The 24,943-nt window shown below is 61.2% G+C and carries 18 protein-coding genes; 3 read left to right on the forward strand and 15 right to left on the reverse strand.

All coding sequences use genetic code 11. The annotated features are described in order from the left end of the window. Positions 1–8 precede the first annotated feature (8 nt). The 3 genes from RAD04_RS35660 to RAD04_RS35670 all read left to right on the forward strand — a co-directional run bounded on the left by RAD04_RS35660 (position 9) and on the right by RAD04_RS35670 (position 2,916). Positions 9–1,253, forward strand: coding sequence for an MFS transporter (locus RAD04_RS35660; RefSeq protein WP_461627521.1), 1,245 nt, complete (start codon positions 9–11; stop codon positions 1,251–1,253). Positions 1,254–1,270: 17 nt separating this feature from the next. Continuing rightward, positions 1,271–2,014, forward strand: a complete 744-nt coding sequence (locus tag RAD04_RS35665) for an alpha/beta fold hydrolase (protein ID WP_461627522.1) — start codon at positions 1,271–1,273, stop codon at positions 2,012–2,014. Between the two features lie 131 nt (positions 2,015–2,145). Next, entirely contained in the window at positions 2,146–2,916 is a 771-nt protein-coding gene (locus RAD04_RS35670; RefSeq protein WP_461627523.1) for a hypothetical protein, read from the forward strand. A gap of 36 nt (positions 2,917–2,952) precedes the next feature. On the opposite strand, the gene RAD04_RS35675 is transcribed toward RAD04_RS35670, so the two are convergent. From RAD04_RS35675 to RAD04_RS35745, 15 genes are all read right to left on the reverse strand, one after another. Next, complete coding sequence (locus RAD04_RS35675; protein WP_461627524.1) at positions 2,953–3,489, reverse strand: tetratricopeptide repeat protein; 537 nt, start codon at positions 3,487–3,489, stop codon at positions 2,953–2,955. An 83-nt stretch (positions 3,490–3,572) separates the two neighbouring features. Beyond that, the gene (locus RAD04_RS35680) at positions 3,573–3,971 is read right to left on the reverse strand and encodes a hypothetical protein (RefSeq protein WP_104464006.1); all 399 of its coding nucleotides are present in this window, start codon (positions 3,969–3,971) and stop codon (positions 3,573–3,575) included. Positions 3,972–3,985: 14 nt separating this feature from the next. After that, complete coding sequence (locus tag RAD04_RS35685; protein WP_461627525.1) at positions 3,986–5,635, reverse strand: type II and III secretion system protein family protein; 1,650 nt, start codon at positions 5,633–5,635, stop codon at positions 3,986–3,988. A 431-nt stretch (positions 5,636–6,066) separates the two neighbouring features. Continuing rightward, the gene (locus RAD04_RS35690; RefSeq protein WP_104464004.1) at positions 6,067–6,486 is read right to left on the reverse strand and encodes a TadE family protein; all 420 of its coding nucleotides are present in this window, start codon (positions 6,484–6,486) and stop codon (positions 6,067–6,069) included. Further along, the gene (locus RAD04_RS35695) at positions 6,483–7,820 is read right to left on the reverse strand and encodes a TadG family pilus assembly protein (RefSeq protein WP_461627526.1); all 1,338 of its coding nucleotides are present in this window, start codon (positions 7,818–7,820) and stop codon (positions 6,483–6,485) included. Before RAD04_RS35695 ends, RAD04_RS35690 begins: the two co-directional genes overlap by 4 nt. Positions 7,821–7,829: 9 nt before the next feature. Then, positions 7,830–8,261, reverse strand: a complete 432-nt coding sequence (locus RAD04_RS35700; protein WP_461627527.1) for a hypothetical protein — start codon at positions 8,259–8,261, stop codon at positions 7,830–7,832. Between the two features lie 51 nt (positions 8,262–8,312). Further along, a complete protein-coding gene (locus RAD04_RS35705; RefSeq protein ID WP_461627528.1) occupies positions 8,313–8,960 on the reverse strand; it encodes a methyltransferase family protein in 648 nt (215 codons plus the stop codon). A gap of 2 nt (positions 8,961–8,962) precedes the next feature. Continuing rightward, positions 8,963–9,871 (reverse strand): type II secretion system F family protein, encoded by a 909-nt coding sequence (locus RAD04_RS35710; RefSeq protein WP_038973518.1) that lies wholly within the window; start codon positions 9,869–9,871, stop codon positions 8,963–8,965. After that, complete coding sequence (locus tag RAD04_RS35715) at positions 9,868–10,800, reverse strand: type II secretion system F family protein (protein ID WP_461627529.1); 933 nt, start codon at positions 10,798–10,800, stop codon at positions 9,868–9,870. Before RAD04_RS35715 ends, RAD04_RS35710 begins: the two co-directional genes overlap by 4 nt. Then, positions 10,797–12,215, reverse strand: a complete 1,419-nt coding sequence (locus RAD04_RS35720; protein WP_091962875.1) for a CpaF family protein — start codon at positions 12,213–12,215, stop codon at positions 10,797–10,799. The genes RAD04_RS35715 and RAD04_RS35720 overlap by 4 nt, the downstream gene beginning before the upstream one ends. Further along, complete coding sequence (locus RAD04_RS35725; RefSeq protein ID WP_461627530.1) at positions 12,212–13,417, reverse strand: AAA family ATPase; 1,206 nt, start codon at positions 13,415–13,417, stop codon at positions 12,212–12,214. The genes RAD04_RS35720 and RAD04_RS35725 overlap by 4 nt, the downstream gene beginning before the upstream one ends. Continuing rightward, on the reverse strand, positions 13,417–14,382 hold the full coding sequence (gene cpaB / locus RAD04_RS35730) for a Flp pilus assembly protein CpaB (protein ID WP_461627531.1): 966 nt from the start codon (positions 14,380–14,382) through the stop codon (positions 13,417–13,419). Before cpaB ends, RAD04_RS35725 begins: the two co-directional genes overlap by 1 nt. Position 14,383: 1 nt before the next feature. Beyond that, positions 14,384–14,890: an A24 family peptidase gene (locus RAD04_RS35735; RefSeq protein WP_461627532.1), complete on the reverse strand. Its 507-nt coding sequence runs from the start codon at positions 14,888–14,890 to the stop codon at positions 14,384–14,386. Positions 14,891–14,990: 100 nt separating this feature from the next. Continuing rightward, positions 14,991–15,206, reverse strand: coding sequence for a hypothetical protein (locus RAD04_RS35740; RefSeq protein ID WP_018318137.1), 216 nt, complete (start codon positions 15,204–15,206; stop codon positions 14,991–14,993). A gap of 836 nt (positions 15,207–16,042) precedes the next feature. Beyond that, entirely contained in the window at positions 16,043–24,940 is an 8,898-nt protein-coding gene (locus RAD04_RS35745; RefSeq protein ID WP_461627533.1) for a VCBS domain-containing protein, read from the reverse strand. Positions 24,941–24,943 lie beyond the last annotated feature (3 nt).

Raw genomic sequence — 24,943 nt, forward strand, 5'->3', positions numbered from 1 at the left:
GAGATCGCTTGGAGGATGCCGTGCATACCACGTCGAATTCGATGGCTGGAATCAAGCCGATTCTGGTCTGCCTGGCGATCGGCATCTTTGCGATTGGTACCGAGGGGCTGATGATTGCGGGCGTACTTCCCGGCATCGCGTCGGAATTGAAGGTGACGGAAGCCGTAGCGGGCTATCTCGTCACGGCGTTCTCGCTCGTCTATGCGATCGGCTCGCCCGTCCTCGCGGTTGCGCTCGCCGGGGTTAGACAGCGACGATTGATCGGTCTGGCCATGCTGCTGTTCGCGCTTGGCAATGTGTTGGCCGCTGTCGCGCCGACCTACGGCACGTTGATGCTGGCCCGCGTGGTACTGGCCGCATCCGCGGGCGTCTTCATGCCGGCTGCCTTGAATGCCGCCGGTCGATTGGTGGCGCCGGAAATGCGGGGACGCGCGCTCGCATTGGTCAATTGCGGAGGCGCCATCGCGCTCATGGTCGGAGTGCCGCTCGGCGCCTTGATCGGAGAGATGGCCGGATGGCGTTTCTCCTTCGTCCTGGTTGCTGTTCTGTCGGGAGCGGCCAGCCTGGTGCTCCTGTCGCGATTGCCGGAGCTGACCTTCGAGCCCGCTGGAACGCTCGGAGAAAGGATCGGGGCAGCCAGACGTCCGGAGATTTCGGCGAGCCTGCTCACGACGTTGTTCTGGGCGATGGGAATCAACGCACTCTATACTTTCATTGCTGTCTACCTGAAGCAGGTCGCGGAGATTGTGGGCGCGCAGTTGGGCCTCGTGCTTTTTGGCATAGGCCTCGCATCTTCGATCGGCGCTTACCTCGGGGGCGCGGCCACCGACCGCTGGGGTGCCCGACGTGTCCGGGCGGCGGCGATAGCCGCCATGGCCTTCCTCTACATCACGATGGCGTTGCTGGGTACGATGGGCCTGCAAGGGCCGGTGTGCGCGGTGGCCTTGCCCGCCCTGATGATGATTTGCGCGGGCATCGCCTGGATGTTCTATGCAGCACAGCAAGTCCGGTTGCTGCAGCTCGTGCCGCCCGCCAGCGGAGCGCTGGTACTGTCGCTCAATGCCTCGTCAATGTACCTCGGATTCGCGGGCGGAGCCGTGGCCGGAGCAGCGATGCTGCTGAGCGGCGACGTGATCAGCTTGGCATGGATCAGCGCGCTTTGCGAACTCGTCGGACTATGCGTGCTGGTCGTCATTGCATTTCCAGGATCGCTCAGCGCAGACGTCATCGAATCCACAGAAGGCAAGGCCTGACGCAGAAGGTACCGCGGATGCCGTTTGTCGCGAGCAGGGGCCAGCGAATTCACTATACCGATGACGGCGTCGGAAACGTCGTGGTGTTGCAGCACGGGCTCCTGCTGGACGCCGGAAGCTGGCGGCGGGCGGGTATCGTGTCCGCCCTTGCTCAACGCTACCGTGTTTTGTGCATCGATTCGCTGGGACACGGCCTGAGCGACAAACCCGCGCACCAGGAGCTATACGATCAGGAGCAGCGGGCCGCCGACGTTGCCGCGGTCCTCGACGACGTCGGGGTCGAGCGCACCAATTACATCGGACATTCGATGGGAGGATGGCTCGGGGTCGGCGTGGCGAAGTTTCAACCGCATCGGTTGAGCTCGCTGGCAATCGGAGGATGGGATCTTGTCGCGGGCTTGCCCAAAACCTCCAAAGGTCCCCTCACTTACGATGCGTTCATGAAATTTGTCCGACGATCGATGCCGCACCTGATCGATTGGGTCACCCCCGATTGCGAGCCTGGGCTCACCGCCTGCTTCAACGCGCTCGGCCAGCTTGAAGGCGCACGCGAATCCGTCCTGAGCCTGAAAGTGCCAATCGCAATCTGGAGCGGTGAGAGCGATGCATGCCATGGGCCGGCATCCGAATTTGCGGGCGAGAATGGCCTAACTTTCCTGAGCGTGCCAGGCGACCATCTCGGGCCGATCCTTGCTCATGGGCCGGATACTGCGCGGAGTCTCGCCGCGTTCCTCGATCGAATTCATCACGTCGGTCCCTAGGGATTCGACGCTACTCCTAGAGCGGCTGCTTAGAGCCTTTTCCGTTTCGATTGATCGAATCCTCGGCTACCCTATTCTAGCCGCGTCGGCGGAACTGCTGAAGTTGATAGATGGCGGCATGGAGAGCGGAGATGGGCCGACTCGATAAGCAGATGGATCCCTTCCCCCCTGCCGCTCATCTGACGACGGGGGATCGCGTCCCCGAGAATCCAGAGCTTGAGCAAGTGGACACGGCGTCGTTCGTTGATCCGGCCCGCGAGGAAGCCGCCTCGTCGCCCGCGCATTTTGGGTCGGGCCAGACGGCGACCGGCGTAACGGGCTCTACCAATTGGATCGACCGAGGACGTCGCATCTGGCGGCGCCATCTCCGGCGTGATCAGCTCCCCCGGACGGCCGGAGGGTCGATGGGAAACTTCGAGCGGTGGTTGATCGCACTGCTGAGCGTTGGCTTCGTCGTGAGCTGCGTTTGCGCGGTCATTGTCTTCATGCAGCTCAACGCGCGCAAATTGGAGATCGCAACACTGCAACGTGACATCATCGCGCTCAAGCTACGCGTAGCCAGGCTCGATCAGATCGCAAGCACCAATGAGATACGTGAAAAGGCAAGCAGTGGAACACCCAAGCCGCCGTCGGAGACCCATCCTGACCAGGCTCCGCTCATCCTGTCACGTGAAGAGATTCAGCTTATCCGGGACTATATCAAGCCTGCACCAGTTGCAGGCCCCGCGACTGAGACGATAAAGGTCGGCGATCCCGTCGCGGGAGAAACCGTTCCCTTTCCTTCTCCGATCACGGAGAAGGTGCGGAAACTGCTCGGCGCGCGATTTACCATTCGCAATGGCGTTGTTGTCGTCATCCGCAGCGGCAGCCGTCACGCTGATGCTGTGATTGGGCCAAATTGACGAGAACTGGCCGTGACGGCAGTAGTCGGTCGATGCTTATGGCTGGTTGTTTGGTGGTCTTTCAATGAACCGCCGGCTGCCATTGAGAAGCTCGAGGTTATTGGCGATGACCGGATTACCCGGATCGAGCGAATAAGCCTTCTCGAACTTCCGTCGCGCCCCACTCAGATTGCCGCGCAGCATGTACGAATAGCCCTGGTCATTCAGGATCTGAACGGTTTCGCCTCCCAGCCGGATCGCTTGGGCATAGGCCTGATCGGCCAGGTCGAAGCGACGTATCCGATCATAGCTCGCGGCGAGTCCAATCCAAGCCGTCACGTCCTTCGGCGATTTCTCGACAGCATCCCTGAAATAGCGATTAGCGATTCCGTAACTGCCCCGGTTGAAATGCTCCAGCCCCAAGCGAACGGGCTCGTCCGATGGATAATATTTGACGTCCGTTGGCTCCTGCACGGGATCCCCGCCAGGCGGCTCGACGGGAGCCACGACGGCAGCCTCCCTCAGCGTCTGATCGCACCCCGCAAGGCCGATCCCCAACCAGCAGCAGGTCAGCATGAAGATGATACGCCGCATAAACCCTAGTCCCCCGCGCGGCCCAGCAGACTCACTGCACCGTTCGTAAAAGAATCACCGCTAATTTTACTTGCCAAAACCAGCTACCTATTCGCCGCGCCACCAACCGGCACTGATACTCCAGCAGTCGATCCTGCCCCCAATCCTTCTATGTTGACGTTCTGGGTTGGGGCAGTCCGTACGCCCATCTGTTTCGTCGCATCGCCAATGTCGGGAAGCTGATCCACTGGCTGTTTCGTGTTGCCATAGCGCGTTACGGCAGCACCCACGCGGCGAGCGTCGTATGCGATCCTGCGATCGCCGACGTTGCGCGGCCACGGATGGATGGTGTGGGTTACGGCGTTGACCTCCTTGGCATTGCCGGCACTCATCGTGATGGTGTCGGAACGCTGGAAATAGCGATCCACCTCGTCATGACCGGCCACGCCGTAGCATCCCCCGAGGAGCAGCGGTGCACATAGAGCCAGATACCTGATGGTCATCTCCCGCTTCCTTCTCAGTTGAGCGTTTTCACGACCGGCTGGTTCGCAGCGGCGGGCGCCGGAATGGTCGCAGTGACCTCAGGAGCGATGATGTGACCATAGGGGCCTTTGACGTCGCCTCCGGAATTGACGTAGTCATTGTAACGCTTGCGGACTTCCATTTGGCCATTGAGGAAGAAATCAACGTCATTGGCCGGAAGGCGGGAGTCGAGTGGCGATGCCAGTTGCTGACCGGGTGCCGCCGGCGCGACTAGGCGCGGGGTCACGATGATCACTAGGTCGGTTTCCTGCTGCTGGTAGGACTTGCTGCTGAACAGCGTCCCGAGGACGGGCACTGAGCCGATCCAGGGCAATTGCGAAACGTCCTGGCGATTGCGGGTCTGGAGCAAGCCAGCGATGGCAAAGCTCTGGCCGTCGCGCAACTCGACCGTAGTCCTCGCGTCGCGACGGCTCAGCGCCGGAATAGTCGTGCCAGCAATGGTTACCGCGTTAGCGAAATCAAGTTCGCTGACCGAAGGCTCGACGCGAAGGTTGATCACGCCTCGCGAAAGAACCGTCGGCACAAAAGCGAGCTCAACACCGAACTTCTTGAATTCGATCGTAACCGTGGGAAGCGCGCCCGCAGTCGCCGTGGAAGCTACCGGCACTGGAAATTCACCGCCGGCCAGGAAGCGCGCCGCATCGCCTGACAACGCCATCAGGTTTGGCTCCGCTAACCTGCGAAGGACGCCTTTGGTCTCAAGTGCAGTTATCAGGACGTCCAACGTGCTGCCATTGTTGAACTTCAAAACGCTTGTCAACAGGCTGCCAAAAGGCAAGGCGCCTCCAGCCAGAGTACCCGCAGTTCCTATTAGCGGAAGGCCACCCGGAGTGGACACGTGGCCGCCGGTCACAGGATCTTTCAAAGGGGTTCCGGTGCTGTCCGCTGCGATACGCCCGGCTGAGGTTACCGCACCAGCCGAACCGCCGGCGCCAAGGCCCGTATTGAATCCTCGTGATCCGCTAGCGTTGGCACCAAAAAGATTAACTCCTAAATCGCGGCCGGCGTCGCGACCGACCTCCAGGAACCGCACCTCGAGCATCACCTGTTGCGGCGCCGCGACGCTCATCGCGTTGACGACGACGCCCCCTTTCGCGACCGTGCTGGTGGCGATCGCCATGGCCCGCTCGGCCGTAACTGCGTCGGCGGCGGTTCCGCTGAGCACCACCTGGCCCTCGGAAGCCGACACGCGGATACCTTGCCCGCCGGTGCTGGTCCTGATGTTCTGCTGCAGATTGCCGGTATCGATCACGACCTCGACGTCGAGGATCCCGATCTGCTTCATCGAGCTGTCGAACAGGATGACGTTGGTGGTGCCGGTCTGCTTGCCCTGCACGTAGATGAGATGATCGCTCAGTGACTTCACGTCGACGATGTCAGACGAGCCCGCCACGATCGTCGCAAAGGCCGTGTCGACCTTGAAGGTGCGTGACTTGTTGACGACGAGCTTGACCCGCTGGACGTCATTCATCTCGCTGACGATGACGCCGCCGGAGGAGCCCCGCCGGTCTGCAGCCGCCGCGCGGTCGGTGAACCCAGAGGAGGCGAGCGCCGCGCCCAGACCCACCACGCCGAAGGCGAGAAGCCTCCCGACCCTGTTACCCGAAACGCGATCGCCACTCATCCCCAGTCCCCCCACTGCGATCCACGGAGATCCCCGCAAATCTACGTGCTCGACGTCCTCAACATGTCCCCTCTGCGCACCACGTCGCAGAGCTTACAATCTGTCCCACTACAATTCGTTACTTCGTGTTTCCAAGATCATCCTCCCTCATGCAGGCAGCTTGCAAGACGAGATACTTACCGCAACGCCGCAAGCAGAAAGAAATCCCTTCGATGTTGCCAGCGCGCATCATTCTCACGGGTTGTGGGGAACTATCCCGCGGCACAACCGCTCTTGGCGCGCGCTCCAGTCGTGGCTTTACGCTCGAACGACAGTCGGTGGCATGCTTGGCGATTCGCCTGGCCGAGTAATTCCGCACCCGCGCGTTTGGCCCGAGTGCGGCCACGACGAACTGTCGAGCGAAAAATGTCAGGCGTGCTGCCATATCTGTGCTAGAAGGGAATCTGGTTGGAGGCGCTCGGCGCATTGAGCGCCGTGCCCCATATGGGCATCAGCATCGCAAAGTTTGCCTGGGAAGCTGTGACACTCAAGCTGTTGCTGTTGGCCCCCACGGTCAGCGTTGGCGTGAGACCTCCAAAAAACAGGAAGGGGGCCGCGTTCTGCTTGGCGGCGGTGGACAGGGGATCCCCGGTGCAGCCGGCCGGCGACTGCGGCGGGCTTTGAAGCAAGGCAGGCGTATAGCAGGTAATCATGACCGCTCGGGCGCCAGCACTCGCGAGCGTCCGCAAGGATTGCATCGTGATGGCATAGCGCCCAAGATCGAAGATGGCGAATATCAATGTGAAAAACGCCACGGACACCATGATGAATTCAAACGGCGCCATACCGCGATTGTCGAGCTTTCTCATCATTGCACCAAAGCGACAACTTGGGTGTAAACGATGCTGGCCGGCGCACAGCCTTCTGTGCTGAGGTAGCCGCCACCGCTCATGTCGATCGTTTTGGCGATCACTTGCGAACAGGTCGTATTAGAGCTGGCAGTGGTACCGGCCCAGCTAACGTCGACCTTGGGAAAGTAGATTGCCCCGCCCAGGCTAACCAGACCGCCACCGTTTATGGTGACCTTGTTGCTGGTCTTGCTCGGAGCCTGATCATCAATCAGGACGCCATTTAGATCAGAAGAGAACGTGTTAGTGGTGGGTGCGGAGAGATCAGCCGTACCCCCGTTGATGGTAAGCTGCGAATCTCCGAGCAAGACGAGGGTTACGCCTGTACCTTTCAGTTGTCCGCCGGTCATCTTTATGTTTGCTTTGTAGAAGACATATGTTCCCGGGTCCAAAACGTACTTGTCGCCGTTCTGCACCGTGAAACTGCCGTAAGCTCCAGTCCCGGCGCTATTCGGCGCGCAATGCTTCCACCCATCCGCCTGAAGGGTGCATGGCATATTTGTATTGCCCGTCCTGCTGTTGAACGATGCGGTGTCCAGTTTGCTGAGCGGATTGCTAGCGTACGTCATGAAATAGTTGTGCGGCACGCTAACATTGCTGCAGCTCCCGGAGGGGGTGCAGCCACTTACACCATAAACGGCCCATCCCGAGCCGGTGAACGTCGGGGTGCTGGCAAGTTGAACACTGGTATCCGACATCAGAGCGCAGCCAGTTCCGTTGTTGCTGAGGTTACCAGCAAGCTTGAGTGCGCCTAAATCAGGTCCAAGCGCCAGGACGCAGGCCTTGGTCGGCTGCTGGACCACTGCAATGGCTTGGGCGGGGATGTTGACGTTGGTCAAACCCAGCACTGCCGCCAAGTACGCCGGTTGTTGCTGGCTGACCCTGGCGCGAACGGCGTTGCCGGTGCCTGCAGGGGGCGTTGTGAACGTGCCCGCACTGTAGTTGCCGATATCGATCTGCACGGCCCGCGAGACTCTGCTCGGAAGACTAGGCGCACACGTGGTGCCAGGATAGGGCGTGCTGTCATTCGGGCTGGAATTGCAAAACCCATTCTGTGCCGCGAATTCCTTGCCGCGATAATCCACTGTCTGCGTTTCGCAGGCCGCACCCGCCATCGTACATGAAAGCCGCAATGCGCCCGAATAGGCGGCCGAGTCGGCGGCGTTCTGCGCGTGCTGGCGGGTAACGTACCACGATCCCGCCTCGGCCCCGAGTGCGACTACTCCGATGAGCGGCACCAGAGCGATGACCGTTGCGAATGCGACAGAGCCTCGTTGGGAACGGAGCAGACTACGCATGGAAGCCCCCTACTGGAAGCGTTCTGAATAAGGCAGCGTGTAGGTACAAGTGGTGGGACACAGCACCCCTCTCCACACAATTGGAGCCAAAGTGATGGTTGTCGAGAATGTAATGTACTTGGGAGAAGCTAGATTGCCTGGCGAACAGCTGGCTCCTGAGTCGCCGCACAAAACCTGAAGGTTGCTGATCGCATGACCAGCGACTGTCGTCTGTAGCCCTGTTTTCCAGCTCACCGTGCCGTCAGGGGCGAGCGGATTAGCGTACTGCACATACTGCCCGAAGGAGCGCAATGCGCTCCATGCGGAGATGAACTGGAAGCCCGCGGCAGCCAGGTCGGCGAGCGGCATGAGCAAGAACGCCACCAAGACCGGGTAAACGATCAATGTCTCAAACGCGACGGCGCCGCGCTGATCCACGATGAACGACTTCTTGTGGCTCATGGGTTGACCTCGACCGATACTCACTCTTCCGGTCGTCGACCGGAACAGCACTCACCAAACGTAAGGGATCACTCTCCAGCGCGATGCTTCGTAAGCGGAATATTCCGGGCAATTGCGACGAAGCAGCTCCTCTTCGTAATAAATCCGGCAAACCTGAACGCCGATATGCAAGACCAGCAATGCCGCTGTCAGCGGCGTCGGGCTTCTCAGCACCACACCCAACACGGCGATTTCTTCCGCAAGATAGAGCGGGTGCTTGATCCATCGATACGGACCCGTCTGCACCACGTTGCGCGCCTGTGGGACCAGACTGAACGACCTGCCAAGATGTCGGATGGTGACCAGCATCATGATCATGCCGATCAACACGCACGCGGTGGACGCCAGGTTTGGTAACGCCTTGTCGGTTTCGCCGAAGAAGGCGATCGTCCACGGCATATAGGTGCCGACGAACGCCGCTATCCTTGGGAGACGGCCGCTCGCTTGCGCCTTCGCCGGGGGCCGCGTGATGACCAACAGCGCCAGGAGCACGTAGAAGACAGCGAGGCAAACACTCGACAGGAGCGACGGCCAAGGATCATGGGTCGATGATCCGATCCTGATGGCGACGCCGAGCGCCAGCAACATGAACCACATGCCGCCGAACAGCTGCATTGTCCGGTCGTAAGAGGACGTTTTTGAAAGGGCAATCGTGCTCATGGCTACTTACCGAAGCTGGCGAACGAACGCACGAGGTGCAGAATGGGACTTCCTCCCAAAATGACGAACATGGCTGGAAGCAGGAACAAAACCATCGGAATGGTCAGCTTGGCGCCCAGCTTGTGTGCCCTTTCCTCAAGCTTGGTAATACGTTCGCGCCGGAGGTCGACGGCGATACTCCGCAGAGCCTGCCCCACCGGCGTTCCGTATTGCAGGCTTTGGCCGACCATTATTCCGAATCGGCGAAGCCCATCCGATGTAGCTCCCAGTTTCTCGAATGCGTCGCTGCGGCTTGGCAGGATCCGGAGATCATCAAGAAGGCCGCTCATGACCCTGGCTATAGCGGGATTGGTCTCTTGCATTTCTTGCGCGACGCGTGCCAGCCCGCTTTCCAGTCCCATTCCCGATTCGCTGCACACAACCAGCAAATCGATCATGTCCGGCGTGCCCAGTCGAATGGCGGCATCAAACCGCCGCTTCAGCACCGCCAGTATCAATCGCGGCGCTAGAATCCCGATCGCCACGCCAATAAGTGTGAAGACCAGCACATCAAGCAGCGGTTTCCCGAGAAGCTGAGCGGCACCCCCGGCGATGATCGGGCATAGCGCCATGCTGACGGCTTTGACACCGATCCAGGTCGGCAAGGCTCGATGATGGTTGAAACCTGACGATTGAAGGATGGTTCGTAGCTGATCCAGATTTTCCTCGGCATAGAAGCGACGGTAGCGCATGCCGAGTGACGAAAACCAGCCGGTCACATCCTGGAAGGGCGCAGACCGGCCAGCAACGCCCATCACGGCGTTTGATACCCGGGCGTCCAATGTACGAATGTGTATTTCGCGGATGATCAACATGCAGGACGCAGTCGCAGCCACGACTGCCAGGGCCACCAGACTGAGACCAGAAGTCATAGTTCTGTTTCCCTTCTGACCATCCAACTTATCACCAGGGCTCCGACAAGCACCGAAATGACTGCGTAAGCCAGCAGCTTGTTTCCAACCGGATCGGTGAACAACAGATCAACCGTTTGCGGATTTGCTGCGTATAGGACCCCACCTGCGATCAAGGGCGAGATTGTCAGCGCTCGTGAGGAAAAGATCACCTCTCCTGCCAGCGCCTTGGCGCGAGCGGCCAGCGCAACACGTTGCCTGACAGTGTCTCCCAGGTTCTGCAAGGTCTCGGCCAGGCTGCCACCGGACTTCAACTGGACGGCCAGTGTCACCGCAAAGATCGCATACTCTGCCACCTGCGTTCGCCGATAGACGGCTTGGACAGCTTCCTCTGCAGGTCTTCCCAGATTCACTTCGCTGCATACGATGGCAAACTGCCCGGCCGTTGGCTGCGGCATATCCCGCGCGAGGGCACGAAATGCCTCGTGCACAGGCAGACCCGATCGCACGGTACTTGTCACCAGCTGGATCGCATCAGGCAGCTGTCGAAAAAGCTGAAGAGCGAAGCGACGTTGCTGCCATCCGAACAGGCCTCGTATCACAATGAGGGCCGCGATTGCCGCGACAATGGACGCGTAGACAATGGAATATCCGAGCTGGCTGTTCGCATAAAGGATCGCGGCTGCTCCGAATGCACCGGCGAGCAGCACATAGGCCGGATGCATCACGTAAGGTATATCGGGATTGTAGTTGGTCAGCCGATTGAGAAACTGATCCTGAGACCCGCTCTCCAAGCGACGAATGGATGGCAGGTTGGCCGGATGCGACGTTGGCAGAGCAACCGCCAACCGACGATTGATGCGTCTTTCCCGAGCGTCGAGCCACAACGAAACGGCTGCTGCGCACATCGCGAGCGCCAGAACAGTGACGATCACGGACTCCAGCGTCATATTTGCCTCATGGCCTCGGCCCAAGCACCATCTAGCCCGAAATAGACAAGACGGCTCTTGAACTTCGGAGTTGCAAGGTTGGACTTATAGCTGCCCGATATCCGCCCGTTCACATCCTCCTCCTGATACTCGAAGGCTGCGATGTCATTGGTGGTGATCACCTCCCCTTCAAGGCCGATCACCTCGCTGATCTGAACGATGCGGCGTTGTCCGTCCCGCATGCGTTCGACCTGCACAATGAGATCCAGCGCAGCGACGATCTGACTTCGAATGGCGCGCGACGGTAGATTGACCTGTCCCATCTGCACCATGTTTTCGATGCGGGTCAGGGCATCCCGGGTGCTATTCGCGTGTACCGTGGAGATCGAACCATCATGGCCGGTGTTCATCGCCTGCAGCATGTCGAATGCTTCGGAACTGCGCACCTCGCCAACGACGATCCGGTCGGGACGCATGCGCAGGGCATTCACCAGCAGATCGCGTTGTGTCACCTGCCCTGTGCCCTCGAGGCTGGGAGGCCGGGTCTCCAGGCTGATCACGTGCGGCTGCTGAAGCTGCAGCTCCGCCGCGTCCTCGATCGTGACGATACGTTCGGTGTGATCGATGAACTGACTCATCGCGTTCAGGAGCGTCGTCTTGCCGGACCCGGTGCCGCCGGAGACCAGAACATTGAGCCGCGAGCGGGCCGCGATCTCCAGCAATTGTCCGATGGCCGGGGTCATCGAGCCGTTTTCGATCAACCCGGCGATGTCCAAACGACGGCTTGGAAATTTCCGGATGGAAATGCACGGACTATGGATCGCCAGCGGCGGGAGGATGATGTTGACCCGGCTGCCATCCAGTAGGCGACAATCCACCATCGGACTGGATTCGTCGACGCGCCGACCGACCTGCGCGGCAATCTTCTGAGCGACGGAGGCGATGTGATCATTGTCGCGGAAACGCACCGCAACTCGCTCCAGCCTGCCGCTTCGCTCCACGTAGATATTGCTTGGGCCGTTCACCATGATATCGCTGATCGACTGGTCCAGCAGCAGCGGACGGAGCGGCCCGTAGCCCGTCATGTCGTCGGCAATTTCGTCCGCGAGCTGCAGCTGCTCGCGGCCCGACAGCTCGAGCCGTTCCTGGTTGGCAATGTGATGGATGATCTCTTCAATCTGCCGCCGGAGAACCTCCCGCGAGACGGTTGCGGCCACCGCGGGTTCGATCTGCTCAATCACCCGTTCACGCAGCGAAGGTGGAATGATGGGTTGGTGGATCGCAGGCTCGTCGCGCCTTGGCGCAGGTGACGGCACGTTCGGTGCGGCTGCAGTCGCGCCGGCCGACGGCAACGGCAAGCCTATCGCAGATGCAGGGACGCCTGCCGCCAATACGTGAGCTGGTGCGTCGTCTTCGCGCCTACCAAACTTCTTCATCGCAGATGTGCTGTGAGCACCCTCCTCCACCAGCTAACCCGCTCGGCAGCGACACCGCTGATCTCCCGTACGATCGGTGCCAGGTGACGCCGCAATTTCCTGACGTGCTTCAGAGCTGGAATTCCGAGATTGAGCGCCTCAGTCATGCCCTTGCCGAGATCGGGAACGACGATGTCGGGCTCTGCACCCAACGCCTTGACAACCGCCGCCCTCGGAAGGCCCCCGGGACGACCGGCCCGGTTGAGCAAGGTAAAGACCCGGTCCTTGCCCGCGATGTTGATCACGGCGGTGCGTAGCGCATGGGCATTGCGAAGTCCGGTCACCTCGGATTCGAGCAGCACCATCACATGACGGGAAAGCGCAATCACGGGATAGATCGACGGCGGAAACGGGACGGGTACATCGACGACGATGTAATTGAACCGTTGACGCAGCAGACCCAGCACGTGTCGCACGCCAGCTTCCGTAATTTCGAGCTGCGCATCGAGGTCCTCGTCGGCCGAGACCAGGCAAACCCTTTCGTTGACTTCGATTGCCGCGCGCTCGAGGAAGAGTGTGTCCGCCCGCATCGGATTTTCCAGAGCGATACGCAGTCCCGGCCCGGGACGAACACCCAGCATCACGGCGGCTTCGCCGCCCTGCAGATGAAGATCAAGCAGGGCCACCTTGGCCTTGGTTGTCTCGGCGAGTTGCAGCGCCAGATTGATCGCGATGCTCGTGGCGCCGGCGCCGCCCTGCGCCCCGCAGATCGAGACCACGTGCCCGCCACGATCGATCTGGTTGGCTGCGACGTCGCCGAGAAGCTTGGGGCGCAGCTTGTCCAGCACCAGATCGCGCGTGAGCGGCCGCGGCAGATACTCGGTCAAGCCGAGTTCCAGGAGCTCACGGTAGAAGGTGATCTCCCTGTTGTCGCCGATCACGGCTACGCGGACATCGGGTGGACAGACGCCGGCCAGCCTTTCCAGTTCAGTAAAGGGATCATCGACGCCACTGATGTCTACCACCAGCGCGAACAGATCCGTGTCGGTTTCGAGCATCCGTATGGCATTGCGGATCGTGCCGCGCCTGATCGAGAGATTGGCGCCCTCGAGCCCCTTGCGCAACGCCGCGGCGCTGAGTTCATCATTGACGAAGCCGACGATGCGGTTACGCGTGACGATCGACGTCGATTCTTCAGCCGGGGTGGCTATGGCAATGTTCATCACCGTTTCTCCGACAACCTGTTATCGTAACCCGCCGCCGTTGCAGTCGGGCGTACAGCTTCCGATGCACCGTCGCAGCTGACGAGAGCGTCTTCCTCTTGCTTCCTGACCGTGTATTGCTTGACCTCACCGCCTGAATGAACGACCACTGCCGTTCTTTGTGCGGAAATTGCATACTGGCGGGCCAGTTCAGGCGACACATCACAGCTCGACATCGCGCCGGTGTCTGCCTTGTCCCACTGATCGACCGCTGCGCGTACGGCCATGGAGAGCGTCCCGAGCTGCTTTGCGACGGTGACTTTCTTGACCTGCACCGGCGTAAGCTCCAGTGACACGGTCTGCGCTTGCTTACCTGCCATTCCGCTGACGGGTCGCGCGCCCTGCACGATCTCCTGATCGATCGCGATGACTCGAACATTACGCAGAACAGTTTCGCTGAGGGCGCGGCGCGCGGTATCAACTTTCTCGAAGACCTGGGTCAACACGACGTCCACGTGATCGCCCGGCCTGATGAGGCCCGAGACACCGGCCTCCTCGTCAACCTTGATGCTGATGGCCCGGCTGTCTGGCGCCAGGACACTGGCGAGGAAACCCCGATCCCGCGGACGCAGGATATCCTGCAATGTAACGGGACTGCCCGCTTCGACGAAGTTGCGGATGAGCGAACCGGGAAGTCCGGCCTTGGACTCGGGGTTTTCAAGGATAGCGCCTTGGGGAACGCGCTCCGGTGGCACCGAGCGGACGACGAAATCCTCTTCGCGGGCCAACGTCCCCCTCGGCAATGGCCGTGCCGCGACAAAGTATCCGGCGGTCGCCGGCGCCGCCGGCGCGAGGGGCGCCTCCGTCACTTGTACTGGGATCGGAGCCTGCGCCTTCGGCAGGTTCATGCTATAGGCGATCAGTCCGAACGCTGTGGTTGCAAGCAAGAGCACCACGATGATCGACAGACGCAGCGCGGATGACATTTCACGATCCTTTGCTCAAAATGGTCCAGATACCGCCGCAGGCGATAGCGGCTCCGTAAGGCAGCGGGGCGTGTCGCAAATGGCGCCAACGCTCGATCGCGTAGATCCGGCGCGCGAATGACGATCCGGCGGGTGCCAACCTGGGATACGGCAGGTGACGCATCATCAGATGCACCAAGGCAAGAACGCCGCCGGCCAGCACGGTGACGGTCAGCAACTGCATCACGCCGCTCGGCGAGAGACCAACCGCCAGGGCAACCAGCAGCTTGACATCGCCGCCACCCATTCCTCCGCGCGCGTACAGGACAAAAAGTAGCAGAAAGAGGATCGCGGCTGTGATCAGCGACACAGCGACTTGAATCGGGCTGGGCAATTGACCGGCGATCCCGAGGAGCGCCAGCGCAAGACAAAATTCGTTTCGGATCAAGCGCGTCGCAACGTCCATCGTTGCGACATAGAGCAGCAACAGGATTTCCAGGATCGAGGCTGTGGGAGCAATCCAACTCATGAAATGCACGTTTCGAAAAAGGTGGAAGGCAAACTAGCGGGAGCACTCCCGCAGGAGGGGGGGCAGCTTGGATTGCCCCCCTCTGGCGCCAATGGCCGTATCAACCAGCGATCGCGGTAGCGAAAGCGGTGGTGATTGCGGTGATCCCGGTCGTTAGCGCCGCCCCGATCTGCCCACCGGCTCCGCCGCCGAACACAGCACCCACTGCGCCTACGATGCAAACCGCGACGATGATGTACTCGAATGACACCACGCCGTCCTGGTCCGTCCGCAGACGCTTCAACGCTTCCTTGGTCTCGATGAAATGATGCAACATAGGAAGAATCCCTTCTTTAGGATGAATTTTCAGACACCTCGGCAACTTCCAGCGGCCGCGGATTTATGTCCGGCCCCGCCAGCGATAAAACTATCCATTAAATGTTTATTATCGTCAACATTTAATATATAATGCATTGAATGGCCAATTTGAAGCCTGAGACGAGCCGCTCGCGCAGATCGAAGACGAACTAGAGCGGAGAATCCCAAATAGATTCAAAACAATAGCCAACGGCCGCAATCGGGTTCCGGGCAGAGCGCCGGCTCAGTGTCGGAGGGTTTCACCGGAATAGTACGGGTCGCCATCGAGATAATTGGATTATTTGGTAAATCGGGAACATTATATGTTGGCAATGAACCGTGGTGCTGCGCCAACCCATTAAATCCACTCGCACAATCGAGCGAATGCCGCGATCAGGCCGGTGCGCACGTAGCAGATTTCGCGAGGTGCGGAGGCGCGAAGCGATACACCCGTCACGACGATTCAGGTGCTCCTCCGAAGATGCTGATCGCTGCCTTTCAGCCGCGTGATTGAGCCAGTTGCACTGGCGTCACCCAGTCATCAATTCGGGTTCGCGCATCGATATCCGCGCCGTTTTCAAGCAGAGGCTCGATCAACTGGAACAGTCTCAAGTAAATTGCAACTCGAGCGGGATTCGGTCAATCCCAACGAGATGCCAGCTACTCAGAAGCGGCGGGATGCATCAGCGCAGTCAGCAAGGCGTTGAGGTCAACGCGGGTCATTCCACGATCGGTCCGGTGGAGAGCGCCCGAATCTCCATGCGAACCAGGTACCGACTTTGCAGTCGGCACCTTTAGCCATCTCCTCGCAGCGCGTCAGACGAGATATTCGTGGTAGCTGATAAGCGTTCCCGTGTTCTTGTCCGCCTCAGTCTGGAAGCTCGCGGGATCGTACTGGCCCAACAGGCTGATATTGGCGGTATGAACTCCGTCAGTCACCGAAAGGATTCCTCCAGTGCCGGCCTGATTTGCGACATAACTAGCGGTCGTGCCGTCCCCGAATGCGACGTCGAGGAGATCCAGGTGGTCATTTCCATCAAACCCGGACACGACTCCGCTGAAGTCGAAGGAATCATGGAGCACGATTGTCCCGGTGGCTGCGGCATCAAGCGCAACATGCGCAGATGAAGCCGCTCCGAACTCGATCGTAGCCACGCCATCCATCAGTGCGGTGCCGCTGCCGTTCACACTGCCATTGAGAGTGATGTTGGCTCCATGCGCCCACAGCAGCCCTGAATTATCCACGTTGCTGTCGATGACCAGGCCGCCGCTGCCGCTGGCCGCAATCGTTCCGGAATTGACGACGGTGTTGCTGCCGGTGTCAATCTCGAGCGCGTTGGTGCCCGTCGCGTTGATTGTACCTTGGTTGACAAGGATCAGTGTCCCCTCGCCAAGCTGTCCGGCTCCCGAAATGGTGTTGCCGACGTTGGTCAGCGTGACGTCGTTAACACCTCCGCTGACAATGTTCTCGCTATTATCGGACAACAGCACCTGACCGCCACCATCAAGCAGAATGCCGTGCCCGACAAGTTGAAGGTCGGTCTCGCCGCCCGTCGAGTTCAACGAGATCGTGCCCGTATTGTGGATGTTACCGGACAGCGGCAGCAATGCGCCGTTGCCGATCGTCATTGTGCCGGCATTGTCGACCATGGGATTAAAGTCGAACACGAAATCGTCCGCTGCGAGCGAGCCGGCATCGACGCCATCCAAAGTGATCGTTTGACCGTCGGCTAGCGTAATGACGGCATTCCCGTCATTGTCGGCAGAGAGATGCGTCTGGACGTCGGCGAACGTCTTGAAGCTGGCGTAGCCGATCAGGTCGATCTGATCATGCGCGGTCTCGAAATTATAGATGACGTCGTGGCCGATCGGCTGGGAGAATACGAGCAGATCGCTGCCACTTGACGCTGTGAGATAGTCGTCGCCGGAAATAGCGATGATGGCGGAGCCCGGTGCAAAAGCTTCAACATTGTCGGCGAATGTCTCGATTACGGCCGAGCCATCCGGCTGCATCCAGGTCACGGTCACGTCGAGGTGCAAAGCACCGGCGAAACTGACTGGCGATGTCACCATTAGCGAACTGACGTCGGTCGTTTCGATCGTCCAGTTGCCATCGGGGAGCAGCGTCCCACCATTTAGTGTCCAGCCGGCGGGCATGCTGGCAACAGTGACGGTGGCGATTTGCCCCTGATTGGCGGACGAGTCCGTCAGACCGAGATTGATGGGCTGCCCCGACACGCCCGCAGGAGCAAGCGCCGTTCCAAACGCAAAGTCCGCCGCACTGAAACTACCAGTTATGCTCGCCAGAGTGGTCAAGTTGTCCAGATCGGCGACGAGTGTTGCGCCGCCTGCGATGCTTGCATTGGGATCGTAGTAAACCTGCGCGTGGCCGACTGTCGAATTGTGGAATACGAACAGGGCTCCTGTGGTGATGTTGGAGTAACTATTGATCGTTGATTGAACTGTCGCTGTCGTCACGGATGCGTCTGTTTTGATGCCGACCTCCGTGTTGGCGAGATTTAACGCAGCGTTGTTGCCCGTTCTGACGTTTTCAACGGTCGTATCCACATCACCAATGACGAACCGCCCGGCGGTTACCGTAAATTCCAGCTTATCCCCTGAGGTGTTGAAGTCGGTGATGTGGTCACCCGCGTCGGTGACAGCGAGATAGGCAAAGGTATCGTTCCCGCCACCACCAGTCAGCGTATCTGCGCCGCCACCACCCACGATCCTGTCCGCGCCAGTGCCTGCGCCGCCGTTGATCGTGTCGTTACCAGAACCGCCCTTGAGGATATCATCACCGCCGTTTCCTGAGCTGCCCATGATGACAAACGATCCAGACGTGACTGCGCTGGCGTCTACGACCAGGTCGCCGTTACCCGTGATGCCGGATCCGTCAATTGTGAGCGTTCCTCCATTTTGGAATGTCGAAAGGAATGTCAGGGTATCAGTGTGATTTCCGCTGTTGCCGTCACTTAAACTGATTGTTTCGAAGTTTGTCAGGCCAATGCTTCCTGCACCATCGCCGAAGGTGAATGGCCCCAGACCACCACCACTGACGGCGAGAGTGTCCGTGCCGCTTCCCCCAGTCAGCATGTCACCGTTGTTTAGCGTTAGGGGAGATTGCGAGCCGGTCACAGTATTGGTACCCGATACATAGATGACTGTATCGGTGCCGGTCGTGAGAGCGAAGGGACTGGGGCTCGTGACCGAAATGGTCACCGTATCGACATCGGTCAATGCCCCACCCGCTCCAGTGTGGCCATTGTCGCTTGTCGTCATGGTCAGAGTGCTAGTTCCGGCAAAATTCGATGTTGGAACGTAGTTGATCGTCGAGGCCAGGGTAGAATTGATGGCGCTGACTGTTCCGGTCAGCGTCACCGTCGACGTTCCGCTGCCGCTGATCCCTGCGGTACCTCCTGAAACGCTCAAGGTGCCGTTGGTTACGGACAACGTGACCGTTTCGCTGGCGCCGTCCGAGTCTGCATCGGAGATGCTGAGTCCCGTGATCGCCTTTGTCGTGTTGACGTTTGTCGTCTGCGCTCCCGGAACCGTATTCACCGGCGCGTCGTTGACCGGGATGACTGCGACCGTCGAGCTCACGATATTGCTGGCGTGGCTGGCCGGTTGGCCGTCGTCAACCTGGTAGCTGATGGTGCGGGTCGCGCCCGACGGATTGTCACCCGAGTTCAAATACGTCACCGAGCGCAGGGCTGCCTGGTAGTTCGCCACACTCGACGTACCCGTCAGGGTCAGCACTCCAGTGCTGGCGTTATAGCTGCCGGTGATGCCGTTCTGATTGGTAAAACCGAGCACATCCTGGCCGGACACGAAGTCGCCTGTGATCGACACCGTCGCGCCGGTCAGATTCGTGCTGTCAAGATCCGACACCAACAGCGCCGTATCGATCGCGGTCGCCGCCTGACCCTCGGTATAGGACATTGAACCGCCATTGGCGTTCAGCACCGGTGCATCATTGCTGCCGGTGATGGTGACGGTCACGATGCCGGAGGCGGTGCCGTCCTGGCTGGTCACCGTGAACTGATCCTGGACCTGCTGGCCGGCGGTGAGCTCGTCATGCGCGCCGTTGCCGGTGTAGCTCCAGGCGCCGTTGGCATCGATCGTGAAGTCGCCATAGGTGCCGTGAGCATTGGTCTGGGCTACGACATGGGCTTCGCCCGTGTCGGGATCCACAATCGTGAGCTGGCCGCTGGTGTTGAGGGCGGCGGCGGTGTCGCCCTCGCTGACGGACTTCGAGTCCGACGAGACTGTGGCCGCGTCGTTCGTGCCGGTGATGGTCACCGTCACGATGCCGGTGGCGGTGCCGTCCTGGCTGGTGACCGTGAACTGGTCCTGGACCTGCTGGCCCGCGGTGAGCTCATCGTGGGCGCCGTTGCCGGTGTAGCTCCAGGCGCCGCTGGCATCGATCGTGAAGTCGCCATAGGTCCCGTGCGCGTTCGTCTGCGCCACGACATGGGCTTCGCCCGTATCCGGGTCGGTGATGCTGAGCTGGCCAGAGGTGTTGAGCGCCGCCGCGGTGTCGCCTTCGGTCACCGACTTCGAGTTCGATGAGACCGTGGCCGCGTCGTTGCTGCCGGTGATGGTCACCGTCACGATGCCGGTGGCGGTGCCGTCCTGGCTGGTGACCGTGAACTGGTCCTGGACCTGCTGGCCGGCGATGAGCTCATCGTGGGCGCCGTTGCCGGCGTAGCTCCAGGCGCCGTTGGCGTCGATGCTGAAGTCGCCATAGGTCCCGTGGACGTTTGTCTGCGCCACGACATGGGCTTCGCCCGTGTCGGGATCGGTGATGGTGAGCTGGCCAGAGGTGTTGAGCGCCGCCGCGGTGTCGCCTTCGGTCACCGACTTCGAGTCCGAGCTGACGGTCGCCGCGTCGTTGCTGCCGGTGATGGTGACCGTGACGATGCCGGAGGCGGTGCCGTCCTGGCTGGTCACCGTGAACTGATCCTGGACCTGCTGGCCGGCGGTGAGCTCATCGTGGGCACCGTTGCCGGTGTAGCTCCAGGCGCCGTTGGCATCGATGCTGAAGTCGCCATAGGTGCCGTGAGCATTGGTCTGGGCTACGACATGGGCTTCGCCCGTATCCGGGTCGGTGATGCCGAGCTGACCACTGGTGTTCAGCGCCGCGGCGGTGTCGCCTTCGGTCACCGACTTCGAGTCCGATGAGACCGTGGCCGCATCATTGCTGCCGGTGATGGTGACCGTCACCGTACCGGTGGCCGTGCCGTCCTGGCTGGTCACCGTGAACTGATCCTGGACCTGCTGCCCGGCGGTGAGCTCATCGTGGGCGCCGTTGCCGGTGTAGCTCCAGGCGCCGCTGGCATCGATGCTGAAGTCGCCATAGGTCCCGTGGAGGTTCGATTGCGCCACGACGTGGGCTTCGCCCGTATCCGGGTCGGTGATGGTGAGCTGGCCAGAGGTGTTGAGTGCGGCGGCCGTGTCGCCTTCGGTCACCGACTTCGAGTCCGAGCTGACGGTCGCCGCGTCGTTCGTGCCGGTGATGGTGACCGTCACGATGCCGGAGGCGGTGCCGTCCTGGCTGGCCACCATGAACTGATCCTGGACCTGCTGGCCGGCGGTGAGCTCGTTGTGGGCGCCGTTGCCGGTGTAGCTCCAGGCGCCGTTGGCGTCGATGCTGAAGTCGCCATAGGTCCCGTGGACATTCGATTGCGCGACGACGTGAGCTTCGCCGCTGTCGGGATCCACAATCGTGAGCTGGCCGCTGGTGTTGAGCGCGGCGGCGGCATTGCCCTCGGTGACGGACTTCGAGTCCGATGAGACCGTCGCCGCGTCGTTGCTGCCGGTGATGGTCACCGTCACGATGCCGCTCGCGGTCCCGTCCTGGCTGGTCACCGTGAACTGGTCCTGGACCTGCTGGCCGGCGGTGAGTTCGTCATGCGCGCCATTGCCGGTGTAGCTCCAGGCGCCGTTGGCATCAATCGTGAAGTCGCCATAGCTGCCGTGCACATTGCTCTGCATCACGACATGGGCTTCGCCCGTATCCGGGTCGGTGATGGTGAGCTGGCCGGAGGTGTTGAGCGCCGCTGCGGTGTCGCCCTCGCTGACGGACTTCGAGTCCGACGAGACCGTGGCCGCATCATTGCTGCCGGTGATGGTCACCGTCACGATGCCGGAGGCGGTGCCGTCCTGGCTGGCCACCGTGAACTGATCCTGCACCTGCTGGCCGGCGGTGAGCTCATCGTGGGCGCCGTTGCCGGTGTAGCTCCAGGCGCCGTTGGCATCGATGCTGAAGTCGCCGTAGGTCCCGTGGACATTCGATTGCGCGACGACATGGGCTTCGCCGCTGTCGGGATCCACAATCGTCAATACGCCGCTGGTGTTGAGCGCCGCCGCGGTGCCGCCCTCGGTGACGGACTTCGAGTCCGATGAGACCGTGGCCGCATCATTGCTGCCGGTGATGGTCACCGTGACGATGCCGGTGGCCGTGCCGTCCTGGCTGGTCACCGTGAACTGGTCCTGGACCTGCTGGCCGGCGGTGAGCTCATCGTGGGCGCCGTTGCCGGTGTAGCTCCAGGCGCCGTTGGCATCGATCGTGAAGTCGCCATAGGTCCCGTGGACATTCGATTGCGCGACAACATGGGCTTCGCCGCTGTCGGGATCCACAATCGTCAATACGCCGCTGGTGTTGAGCGCCGCCGCGGTGTCGCCCTCGCTGACGGACTTCGAGTCCGAAGAGACCGTCGCCGCGTCATTGGTGCCGGTGATGGTCACCGTCACCGTGCCGGTGGCCGTGCCGTCCTGGCTGGTCACCGTGAACTGGTCCTGAACCTGCTGGCCGGCGGTGAGCTCATCGTGGGCGCCATTGCCGGTGTAGCTCCAGGCGCCATTGGCATCGATTGTGAAGTCGCCGTAGGTCCCGTGGACGGTCGATTGCGCCACGACATGGGCTTCGCCGCTGTCGGGATCCACAATCGTGAGCTGGCCGCTGGTGTTGAGGGCGGCGGCGGTGTCGCCTTCGGTCACCGACTTCGAGTCCGAGCTGACGGTCGCCGCATCATTGCTGCCGGTGATGGTCACCGTGACGATGCCGGTGGCCGTGCCGTCCTGGCTGGTCACCGTGAACTGGTCCTGGACCTGCTGTCCGGCGGTGAGCTCATCGTGGGCGCCATTGCCGGTGTAGCTCCAGGCGCCGTTGGCATCGATTGTGAAGTCGCCGTAGGTCCCGTGGACGGTCGATTGCGCCACGACATGGGCTTCGCCGCTGTCGGGATCCACAATCGTGAGCTGGCCGCTGGTGTTGAGAGCGGCGGCGGTGTCGCCTTCGGTCACCGACTTCGAGTCCGAGCTGACGGTCGCCGCGTCATTCGTGCCGGTGATGGTCACCGTCACGATGCCGGAGGCGGTGCCGTCCTGGCTGGTGACCGTGAACTGGTCCTGGACCTGCTGGCCGGCGGTGAGCTCGTTGTGGGCGCCGTTGCCGGTGTAGCTCCAGGCGCCGTTGGCATCGATGCTGAAGTCGCCGTAGGTCCCGTGAGCATTGGTCTGGGCTACGACATGGGCTTCACCCGTATCCGGGTCGATGATCGTGAGTTGGCCGCTGGTGTTGAGTGCGGCGGCGGTGTCGCCCTCGCTGACGGACTTCGAGTCCGACGAGACTGTGGCCGCGTCGTTCGTGCCGGTGATGGTCACCGTCACGATGCCGGAGGCGGTGCCGTCCTGGCTGGTGACCGTGAACTGGTCCTGAACCTGCTGGCCGGCGGTGAGCTCATCGTGGGCGCCGTTGCCGGTGTAGCTCCAGGCGCCGCTGGCATCGATGCTGAAGTCGCCATATGTCCCGTGCGCGTTCGTCTGCGCCACGACATGGGCTTCGCCCGTATCCGGGTCGGTGATGCTGAGCTGGCCGGAGGTGTTGAGCGCCGCCGCGGCATTGCCCTCGGTGACGGACTTCGAGTCCGATGAGACCGTGGCCGCGTCGTTGCTGCCGGTGACGGTCACCGTCACCGTGCCGGAGGCGGTGCCATCCTGGCTGGCCACCATGAACTGATCCTGGACCTGCTGGCCGGCGGTGAGCTCATCGTGGGCGCCGTTGCCGGTGTAGCTCCAGGCGCCGTTGGCATCGATGCTGAAGTCGCCGTAGGTCCCGTGGACGTTCGTCTGCGCCACGACATGGGCTTCGCCCGTATCCGGGTCGGTGATGCTGAGCTGGCCAGAGGTGTTGAGTGCGGCGGCCGTGTCGCCTTCGGTCACCGACTTCGAGTCCGATGAGACCGTGGCCGCGTCGTTGCTGCCGGTGACGGTCACCGTCACCGTGCCGGTGGCCGTGCCGTCCTGGCTGGTGACCGTGAACTGATCCTGCACCTGCTGGCCCGCGGTGAGCTCATCGTGGGCGCCGTTGCCGGTGTAGCTCCAGGCGCCGTTGGCATCGATGCTGAAGTCGCCATAGGTCCCGTGGACGTTCGTCTGCGCCACAACATGGGCTTCGCCCGTATCCGGGTCGATGATCGTGAGTTGGCCAGAGGTGTTGAGTGCGGCGGCCGTGTCGCCTTCGGTCACCGACTTCGAGTCCGATGAGACCGTGGCCGCATCATTGCTGCCGGTAATCGTGACCGTGACGGTGCCGCTCGCGGTGCCGTCCTGGCTGGCCACCGTGAACTGATCCTGCACCTGCTGGCCGGCGGTGAGCTCATCGTGGGCGCCGTTGCCGGTGTAGCTCCAGGCGCCGTTGGCATCGATGCTGAAGTCGCCATAGGTGCCGTGGACGTTCGATTGCGCCACGACATGGGCTTCGCCCGTGTCGGGATCCACAATGGTGAGCTGGCCGGAGGTGTTCAGCGCCGCCGCGGTGTCGGCCTCAGTCACGGACTTCGCGTCCGAAGAAACCGTAGCCGAATCGTTTGTGCCTGTGATCGTGACCGTCACCGTCTGGGTAGCTGTCGAGCCGTGCCCGTCATTGATCGTCACCACGAAGCTCTCGGTGATCGTCTGGCCCGCAGCGAGGTATTGCGCGGCCGCGTTGTTCAGATTGTAGTGCCATTGCACCGAGCCGTTGGCGGCATTGGCCATCTCGTTGACAGGATCGAGCGAGAAGGCGCCGAGCGACGTGGTGTTGGAAGAGGCTGCCGCGAACGAGGCCGAATGCGTGTCGCCGAGATCGGCATCGTTGAAGCTGATGGTGCCGGCCGCGCTCTGCGAATCCGAGAGATCCGGCGTGGTGTTCGCGTCTTCCACCACCGAGCCGCTCTGCGGACTCGATGTGATGAAGACCGAGTCGTTTGCGCCATTGAACTGGAGTGTCACGGTCGCCCAACTGAGCGTGCCATTGCCCAGCTGGATAGCGTAGGTGAATGTGTCAGTCAGCGTTTGCCCGGTCGCCAGCGCCTGAAGCTGAACGTTGATGTCGCCCTTGTCGTAATGAACGGTCCCGTCCGCTTCGATCCAGATGCGTGCACCGAGGGCGCTGCGGTCACCGGTTGCGGCCATGCCGGCGGCATCGCTGCTGTACGCCACATCCTTGACCAGCAGATCCGCCGGTGCGTAGTTCTTGGTGGACGCGGAGGCGCTCGTTCCATCGTCGAGGGAGAACAGCGTCTTGGCCGCGCCCCCAAGGTCATTTGCCAGCACATTCAAGATGAGAATGTTGCTGGCGTCTTCCGTAAACGAGAAAACGTCCGTGTTGGCTTGCGGAGTATTGCCGAACGAAACCGTGCTGCCGCCGCCCGTTGTCTGCGTCGCCATGGC

The organism is Bradyrhizobium sp. 25ACV (assembly GCF_054863005.1).